The organism is Parabacteroides hominis (assembly GCF_014287585.1).
In the GTDB taxonomy this organism is placed as follows: Bacteria; Bacteroidota; Bacteroidia; order Bacteroidales; family Tannerellaceae; genus Parabacteroides; species Parabacteroides hominis.
This window is the reverse complement of record NZ_JACOOJ010000069.1, coordinates 1-10,105: the sequence shown is the minus strand read 5'-3', so window position 1 is coordinate 10,105 and position 10,105 is coordinate 1. Positions and strand designations below refer to the sequence as shown.

Sequence of the window (10,105 nt, the reverse complement as noted above, 5' to 3'; positions counted from 1 at the left end):
ATTTGGCTTCGGCAGGGATTGTAATGGCTTCACGGATTATCGCCACTTCAACCAAAACCCTTGTAACTCAATTCTATCACTATATCTTTCCGCATTTCACTTTTTTGTAGTAACTTTGCTGCTAAATAGGTACGAATCATTAATAAGATCTGACAAAAGATGATAGAATATATAAAGGGAGAAATCGTTGAACTGACGCCTGCCGGCATGATAATCGAATGTGCCGGGATCGGCTATGAACTCTCCATATCCCTGAATACATATAGCTTTTTTAACGGGAAACAAAACGGGAAGGTTTACGTCTACGAGGTGATACGCGAAGACGCCCACCTGCTGTTCGGATTTGCCGGACGGGAGGAACGCGAACTGTTCCTGATGCTTACCAGCGTTTCGGGCGTAGGGCCCAATTCGGCACGGATGATCCTTTCCTCCCTGTCGACTGCCGAACTGATCCGGGTGATCGCCGACAAAGACGAGGCAACCCTGACCACGGTCAAGGGGATCGGCACGAAGACGGCCCAGCGCATACTGGTCGACCTGAAAAACAAGGTGAAGCCTCTCGAAGGGCTGGCAGCGGCAAAAGGCGCGTCGGCTGCCGCAGCCGGCGGAGCGGTGGCCGAAGAAGCGGTTGCGGCATTGGTGATGCTCGGATTCCAGAAGGCCGCCTCGCAGAAGGCTGTCCATACGATCCTGAAAGGCTCGCCCGCCCTTGCTGTCGAACAAGTGATAAAAACGGCATTACGGATGCTTTAAAAATTGACAATTGACAATAGACAATTGACAATTCGAATGAGAAAAATACTAAAATACATACTGGTAACAATTCTACTTTTCAGTGCGGGGCTTTATTCGTTGAATGCAGGCTACCTGTCCTACGCGATGTCGTTGCCGGACCCGGAGTTGCCGGTCGTGCCGGATGATACGGTTCCGAAGGTGCGGACCCGCTTCCCGGTAGCCAAGACCGTGCCGGAAGAATATCAAGACCTGACCAAGCAGTCGCCTGCCGACCTGAAGACGCCGGACAATGTGAAGTCGGTGGTCGAATACGATATCAGGACCGGGACGTACGTGGTCCGTACCAAGTTAGGCGATGCCGACCTGACTACCCCTATTTCGTTGACTCCCGAAGAATACCAGGACTATAGTTTCCGGAAATCCGTCCAATCCTACTATCGCCAGAAAAACGAGGAGGAGTTCCAGAAAGCGGCCAACAAGCAGTTCAGCCTGACCGACATGCAGTTCAATATCGGTGCGGCGGAGCGTATCTTCGGTCCGGGGGGCGTCCGGGTGAAAACGCAAGGATCGGCCGAAGTGGAATTAGGCTTGAAGCAGAATAAGACCAAGAACCCGTCTTTGCCGGAACGCGCTCGTAACCGTACCTTCTTCAACTTCGACGAGAGCGTGCAGTTGAATGTGCAGGCATCGGTCGGCAGCAAGGTCAATTTCGATATGAACTATAATACCGAAACCTCTTTCGACTTCGACTCCAAAAAGTTGAAATTGGCTTATACGGGTGAGGAAGACGAAATCATCAAGTCGCTGGAAGCCGGTAACGTGAGCATGACGACCAGCAACTCCCTGATCAACGGGGGAGCCGCCCTGTTCGGTATGAAAGCGGACCTTCAGTTCGGGAAGCTGCGGGTCAACGCTTTGTTTGCCCAGCAGGAGTCGGAATCGAAGACGGTCAGCTCAAAAGGGGGCGTGCAGACGAAGCCTTTCGAACTGACGATCGACCAGTATGACGAGAACCGCCATTTCTTCCTCTCGCACTATTTCCGTGACCGCTATGACGAGGCGGTGAAGAACCTGAATACGATTTCCTCTCCCGTCACGATCAGCAAGGTGGAAGTTTGGGTGACAAACAAGCGGGCGACTTACGACCAGGCGCGTAACGTGGTCGCTTTTGCCGATCTGGCCGAGCATGCCAATATCTCGAATACGGCGGTCGTTTCTCCTTCGGGGGCGCTGTCTGTTCCTTATAATAATACGAATACATTATATAATACCCTTAACCAGCAATTTGCCGGCGCCCGTGATATCAGCACGGTGAACCAGGCGTTGGGGGGAACCTTCGTCAACGGCACGGAGTATGAAGAAGTCGAAAGCGCCCGTTTGCTGGATGCGTCCGAATATACGGTTAATACGAAATTGGGATATATCTCGCTGAAAACACAGTTGCAGGCGGACGAGGTGCTGGCTGTCGCTTATAATTATACCTATTCGGACGGGAAGACCTACCAGGTGGGCGAGTTCTCGACCGACAATCCTTCTTCGGCAGCCTCCTGCCTGTATGTGAAGTTGCTGAAAGGGATCACCATGTCGCCCGATATGCCTTTCTGGGACCTGATGATGAAAAACATCTATTCGTTAGGAGCCTATTCCGTCCAGAAAGAGAAGTTCAAGCTGAATATCATGTACCAGAGCGATACGACCGGTACGTACGTCAACTATTTGCCGGAAGGGGCGATTGCCAATCAGATATTGCTCAGGGTGCTGAACCTGGATAGCTACGATTCAAACAATCAACCGCATCCGGATGGTATATATGACTTCATCGAAGGGGTGACCGTCCTCTCCGATAACGGGAAGATCATCTTTCCGAGCGTGGAACCGTTCGGCTCCTATCTGCGTAAGAAGATTAACAATGATGCGATTGCCGACAAATATGTGTTTCAGGAACTCTACGACTCGACATTGACCGTCGCACGCCAGATTGCGGAAAAGAACAAGTTCAAACTGGAAGGGGAATACAAAGCCTCTTCGGGAGCCGAGATACAGTTGGGCGCTTCCAACGTGGCGCGGGGTTCGGTCAAGGTAACGGCCGGCGGAGCGATATTGACCGAGAATGTGGATTATACCGTCGACTATACTTCCGGCGTGGTGACGATCCTGAACGAAAGTATTATTTCCGCAGGTACGCCGGTCAGCGTCTCGCTGGAAAACCAGACGGCCTATAATATGCAACGCAAGACCATGATGGGATTGGACCTGAACTACCAGTTCAATCCGAACCTGATGGTAGGCGCCACCATCATGCACATGTCCGAAATGCCGTTGACCACCAAAACGACGATGGGCGACGAAGCGATCAAGAATACGCTTTGGGGTGTCAATATGTCCTATAAGGGCGAAAGCCAGTGGCTTACGAACATGTTCGACAAGCTGCCGTTGCTGAACCTGAGCAAACCGAGCCAGATATCCTTCAATGCGGAGTTCGCGCATTTGATCGCCGGCCATTACGAAAACAAGAACACGGGCGGATACTCGTATCTGGATGACTTCGAGTCGACACAGAGCAATTTCGACCTCTCCGACCCTTATCCCTGGCAGTTGTCCAGCGTGCCTTATGACGACGGTACGCCCCAGCTCTTCCCGGAAGCCGGACTGACCAATAATATCGATTACGGGAAAAGCCGCGCTTTGCTTGCCTGGTACACGATCGACGGATTGTTCACGCGCAAGAATTCCTCTTTGCGTCCGAAGTATATCACGACAAAAGACTTGTCCAACCATTATGTCCGTGCTATCGAGACGAGAGAGTTGTTCCCGCAACGGCAGCAAAGCATGAGTGAAAGCAATACGCTGACGGTTCTGAACATGGCTTACTATCCGCAGGAACGCGGCCCGTATAACCTGGATGCCGATAACATCAATCCGGACGGGACATTGCAGAACCCGGAAAAGCGTTTCGGAGGTATGATGCGCAAGATAGACCAGAGCGACTTCGAGACGGCAAATGTCGAATATATCGAATTCTGGATGCTCGACCCGTTTATCTATGACCGCCAGACCACAGGTGGAGACCTGTATTTTAACTTGGGCGAGATATCGGAAGACATATTGAAAGATGAAAAGAAATTCTTCGAGAACGGATTGCCGATCGATGGCGATACGTCGAAGGTCGATTATACGGTTTGGGGTAAAGTTCCCAAGCAGCAGAGTACGGTCTATGCATTCGACAATACGGCAGGTGCACGTCTGTTGCAGGATGTCGGCCTGAACGGACTCTCCTCGGAAGAAGAAAAGGAATATCCGGCTTACCGGGAGTATCTGGACAAACTGCGCCAGAAACTGAATGCGGCAACCCTTACCGAGATGGAGAATGACCCGTTGCAGCTGTCCCCTTTCTTTGATCCGGCAGGTGACAAGTTCCACTATTTCCGTGGTTCGGACTATGATTCCCGGGAAGTGGATATCTTAACCCGTTACAAACGCTACAACGGAACGGAAGGAAACTCGAAAGATATCAACGATTCGGGTGAACGCTACAGCACATCTTCCAAGACTGTGCCCGATGTGGAAGACATCAATCAGGACAATACGCTGAATAAGAATGAAAAGTATTTTGAATACAAGGTAAAGGTCACTCCGCAGGATACGGTTGTCGGTGAAAACTTTATTGCGGATAAACGTACCTCATCAGTCAGGCTGGCGGATGGAACGACAGAATCCGTTACCTGGTATCAGTTTAAGATTCCGGTAAAGCAATACCAGCGTCGTGTGGGAGCGATCAATGATTTCAAGACGATTCGTTTTATACGTATGTTTATGACAGGATTCCGGGAGCCGGTCGTATTGCGTTTCGGTACTTTGCAACTGGTACGCGGCGAATGGCGATCCTATGAGCAGGATTTGTCCGATCCGAAGATGCCGCCCGCAGTAAAGGGCAAATTGGAAGTCTCGACTGTCAATATCGAGGAAAACAGTGACAGGGACCCGGTCAGCTACACATTGCCTCCGGGCGTCAGCCGTGTACTGGACCCAAGCCAGCCGCAGATCCGCCAGGAAAACGAACAGGCGCTTTCTTTAAAGATAACGGACCTTGCCCCCCAGGATGCACGTGCCGTATATAAGAATACGAACTACGATTTGCGCCAGTACAAGCGTTTGCAGTTGTTTGCGCATGCCGAGGCGCCGAAATTGGATGTGAACGATCTTGCGGATGGCGATCTCGCTGTCTTTATCCGCTTGGGATCGGATTATAAGAATAACTATTACGAATATGAAGTTCCGTTGAAATTGACTCCGCATGGGGAGTATAACTATAACAATTCGGAACATCAGAAAATCGTCTGGCCGATAGACAACATGTTGAACTTCCGTCTGGAGGTACTGACAGACTTGAAGCTGGAGCGTAACCGGCAGAAGCGTTCCGGGGAGAACGGTGTGTCTTTCCAGACCGTCTTTATGGGCAGGGATCCGGATTATGAGAATAAGGGAGAAGGTTCAAGGATCATCCGTATCAAGGGTAATCCGAGTCTTGCCGAAGTGAAAACGATCATGATCGGCGTGCGCAATACCCGGAATAAGCTGAAGAGCGGGGAAGTCTGGGTGAACGAATTGCGCCTGACCGACTTCAACGAAGAAGGCGGATGGGCTGCCAATGCGAATTTGAATGTCGCCCTTTCCGACCTGGGCACGGTCAATGTGGGCGGACGTATCGAGACCGCCGGCTTCGGCGCTCTCGACCAGTCTTTGAACGAACGCCGGATGGAGGACTTCAAGCAGTATAACGTGGCGACCTCTATCGAACTGGGTAAGTTGTTCCCGGAAAAGGCGCAGGTCAGCATCCCGTTCTATTATGCCTATTCGAAAGAAACATACGATCCGAAATACAACCCGTTGGATCAGGACATCAAACTGAAGGACGCTATCGATAAGGCGGAAACGAAAGTCGAGAAAGATTCGATCCGCAGCTATTCGCAGGACAGGACGGTTATCAAGAGCGTTTCGTTCAATAATGTGCGTGTGAATATCAAGAGCAAGAACCCGATGCCTTACGATCCGGCAAACTTCACGCTCGGATATTCGTACAGCGTTAATGATAAGAAAAATCCGGAGACGGAATATGAGACGACAAAGGACTACCGCGCTAATTTCGCCTATAGCTATGTGCCTTATGTCAAGCCGATCAAGCCGTTCGATAAATTATTGAAGAAAAACAACGGCTATACGCGCTATGCCAAGCAGTTGGCGTTCAACGTGGCTCCGTCTATCAACTTCCAGACGGCTATGATGCGTAATTATTACGAAATAAAATTACGTGACCTGACAGGGGCGGCAACCGGTGTCACCAACGATATCCCGGTGACATTCAGCCAGAACTTCTATTGGGACCGCGCTTTCAGCTTGAACTGGGCCTTTACGAACAACCTGAACATAACGTTCAGTTCCGGTACGAATGCCCGTATCGAAGAACCGTATGTGCAGGTGAATAAGGAACTGAACCCGGACGGTTACCAGTTATGGAAAGACTCCGTAAAGAAGAGCATCGCCGACTTAGGGACCCCGATGAAGTACGACCAGCAGTTTATGGCGACCTGGCAGTTGCCGTTGCAGCTGATCCCGGTTCTGGACTGGACCAATGCCTCTTTGAGCTACAATGCTACCTATAACTGGGACCGTGGGGCAACGGTGAGCGAAGATATCGAGATGGGTAACACGATCAAGAACCAGCGTCAGTTCGACTTGCAGGCAAACCTGAACCTGTTATCCCTCTACAACAAAAACAAATATCTGAAGAAGATCAACCAGAAGTTCAACAATACCCGGGCTACGGCTAAAAAGCCGGAGAAAAAGAAAAAGCCGAAGCTGGAGAAGGAGATCGTCCTGAGCCCGGATAGCGCTACGGTTGTCGAGCATGGTATGTTTACAAAGAAGGTGCAGATCACGGCCAGAAGGACGGACGGGCGTGTGTACAGAGTCAAGTTCAAGCCGATCAACTTCGCGCAGGTCAAGATATTGAACCAGGACACGGTACGCCTGAAACTGACGATCATACCGGGACCGGCTCCTACCGAGGATTTCCTTTACAAGGCGGTCGAACACAGTGCCCGTTTCCTGATGATGGTGCGCCGTTTCAATATCCAGTTTACGAACTCTGCCGGTATGATGTTGCCCGGTTTCCGTCCGGAGATCGGTGATATCTTTGGACAGGGACGTTCTTCATTCGGCCTTTCTCCGGGTATAGGCTTTGCGTTCGGTGACGTGCGCCGCAGCTATATAGACGAGGCGTATGAAAAAGGCTGGCTGATTACGGATACCGAAAGAGACGTGAATGCCGCCGTCATGACCAGTACGAAGAATCTGAATATACGGGCGAACCTCGAACCGATCACAGGATTGAAGATCGACTTAACGGCTCTTCGCAACGATACGCGTAATACGGAAATACAATTTATGTACGAAGGCATGCCGGAGATTACGGGAGGTAACTTTACCATGACGACAATCGCGCTGGGAAGTGCCTTCGGAGGCAGCGGCAATGCCATGAACAACTACTCTTCGAAAGCCTTTGACCGGCTGTTGGCAAACCGCGAGATCATCGCCCAGCGTATCGAAAGCAGGTATTCCGGCTTGAAATATCCGGATGTGGGCTTTATCCACGATAAAGGTCTGGGAGGGATGCCTTATAATCCGGGAACCGACAACGTGAACGGCGTCAACCGGAATTCGGCGGATGTCCTGATTCCTGCCTTCCTGGCCGCTTATACCGGTAAGGACCCGAAGAAGGTGGGCTTGACGGCTTTCCCTTCGCTGAAGAGCATGTTGCCTAACTGGCGCGTTACTTACGACGGCTTGATCAAGATTCCGGCTGTCAAGAAATATTTCAAGAGCGTGACGTTGAGTCATCAGTACCGTTGTTCCTATTCGGTAGGCGCTTTCACCTCCTTCCTGAACTGGGTGGATGCCGGACAGGACGGATTGGGATATATCCAGTCGATCCTGAACGATAACCCGACACCGTCGTCTCCTTATTCGATCTCGTCTGTCAGCCTTACCGAAGCGTTCAGCCCTTTGTTAGGTGCGGATGCGACCCTGTTGAATAACGTGACGGTCCGTGCGGACTATTCGACTACCCGCAATTTGAGTCTGAATACGACATCCTACCAGCTGGTCGAAGCGCTTTCCAAGAAAGTGACGATCGGCCTGGGTTACAAATATGCCGAGTTTAATAAGGTATTGAAGATGAAGAAGACGCGTGATTTCAGCAATGACCTCACCGTCCGCCTGGATTTCTCGTACAACAAGATGCAGTCGTTGATCCGCAAAATCGACACTCAGTTGACGCAGGCTACCAGCGGTAACATAGCGAAGACAATCTCGTTCTCGGCAGATTACGGTTTGAGCCGTGCGTTGACGATCCGTGCATTTTATGATATCCAGATCAACGAACCGCTGATATCGAGTGCATCTTACCCGACTTCAAACTCAAACTACGGCATCAGCCTGAGATTCTCTCTTGCACAATAAGTATCCAGTAACATAACACAGGTTTCGATGCCATCTCAATAAGTAGATGTGGTTATAGTGCTATATGATATGCATAGAAAGCTACTATATCTATGATGATATGATAAATCATCATTTACGGTTAAAATAGTCTTTCTAATGAGATAATTTATTTAGCTCAACAGTGATTGGGTGATGCAGTCACTTACTCAACGGAGGTTAGATTTGAACTAATTTTAGGCACGGATTCACGGCAAGAAGTTTTTTTCAAAACATATTTAAACCGTGTAATCTGTGAATCCGTGCCTAAAATATAGGTTCAGTTTTTCTTAGATTATCCTCTAAATACCCCCTGGTTGTTTTATTTAATTAGGGTTCACACTGTCCGGGAAACTCTATAGATCAGCATGTTGCTGTGAACCCTGTGAATGCAAGATAAAAAAAGGCGGGATTGATCGATAGGATTGGCTGATCGTAAACCGGTTTCACAGCCTTCACAGCCTTCACAACAAATCGCTGGCCATTAGCCTTTTACCGCCGTGAACCCTGTTTTTTAGTTTTGTCATATAAGGGATCTGATTGGTTCCTGTCCCATAAAATACAGGTTATAGGCTAAAAAATACAGCCTTTAGCCTGTCCGGGAAAAGCCTATAGGGTAGCAGCAAAAAAGTAGGCATCTATCCGGCAACCGATGCCTGTCTTTTCGGGAAGCGACAGGCATCTATAGGAACAACTTCACATACGAGGTTTGAGTCTGATAGACGCCGATTAAAATAAATAAACAGGATTTCTTGACGCGGATTTCGCGGATAACGCGAATTAAACACCTGATACATATTTCTTATCCGCGTTATTCGCGAAATCCGCGTCAAAATTATATTTGCGTCTATCAGACTCATATTCTGACAGATGTGAATCATAAATGATGATTTATCTGTTTGCTCACCCATAAATCATCATTTGTGATTCAAATCTGCCAGGAAGTGAACCTATTCTAAACTGATTTATATATGAAAAAAATACAAGAACCCCTCCAAAAAGGCAGATATCTATATTTTGTTAATAACCAGACTCTTGCCAAATATCTTGTTTCTTAAAAAATATTATCCGTGCGGGTAATTTGAAATATTTGGGGTATAAAATCAAATTTCATGCGCTACTGTTTCGATCCAGACCAATGGGTATTTGGGGAAATCGTACAATAAGTAAGGAATAACAATAAGTGTGCTTTAAGCAAAACTTATTATCATTCCTGACTTAAGGCATTTTTTGATGAGGCTTGTAAAAATAGGAGATAGATGTGCAAACACTGTCCTCCACTTTCTTCGTAAGCGGAGGATATCAGAAAGTATGATGGAATGGGACTTTTTATAAATTGTCTGCGCAATAATAAACATTCACAATTATCAAAAAACAACTTAGTCTCAGCAGAACTACGTCAATTCATAATCGCGTTAACAGTCATCTTTTCTACTCAAAGTAATATTTTCAATTTGTTTATTAACAGAGCTTTGAGTTTTTATATCATGGTATCAACCGGTTAAAAAACTATGTTTAATGACAAATACAGCAATAAAGCCTACTCGCTTTCTATAAACACTTTTTTGATTAGATACACATTCAGAAACAGGCGCAATTTAAACAAAAATATTGAAAAACCAATTAGTATTCATAAAAAAATGAGCGGCTCTGCATAAAAAATATTTTTCAGGCAGATTTTACTATAAACATAAATTTACCATAAGGGTATGAAAAATTGACGTAGTTCTGCTGAGACTATAATAAAAAACATATTCTATTAATAAAAAAAGGTGTCTATGATGAAAAAGTTAACATTAGTAATGCTATTCCTGTTAGTCGGGATCGGTATGTT

2 protein-coding genes are annotated in these 10,105 nt (G+C 47.9%); both read left to right on the top strand.

Annotated elements, in window-relative coordinates:
* Positions 1 to 159 precede the first annotated feature (159 nt).
* Positions 160 to 753 carry a Holliday junction branch migration protein RuvA gene (gene ruvA, locus H8S65_RS20295; protein ID WP_186931635.1) on the top strand — a complete coding sequence of 198 codons (594 nt, stop codon included), beginning with the start codon at positions 160 to 162 and terminating at the stop codon, positions 751 to 753.
* Between the two features lie 36 nt (positions 754 to 789).
* The gene (sov, locus tag H8S65_RS20290; RefSeq protein ID WP_186931634.1) at positions 790 to 8,253 is read left to right on the top strand and encodes a T9SS outer membrane translocon Sov/SprA; all 7,464 of its coding nucleotides are present in this window, start codon (positions 790 to 792) and stop codon (positions 8,251 to 8,253) included.
* Positions 8,254 to 10,105 lie beyond the last annotated feature (1,852 nt).

Excerpts from the sequence above, each read along its gene's own strand:
- sov (WP_186931634.1), top strand. The coding sequence starts at position 790 with ATGAGAAAAATACTAAAATACATACTGGTAACAATTCTACTTTTCAGT.
- ruvA (WP_186931635.1), top strand. The coding sequence starts at position 160 with ATGATAGAATATATAAAGGGAGAAATCGTTGAACTGACGCCTGCCGGC.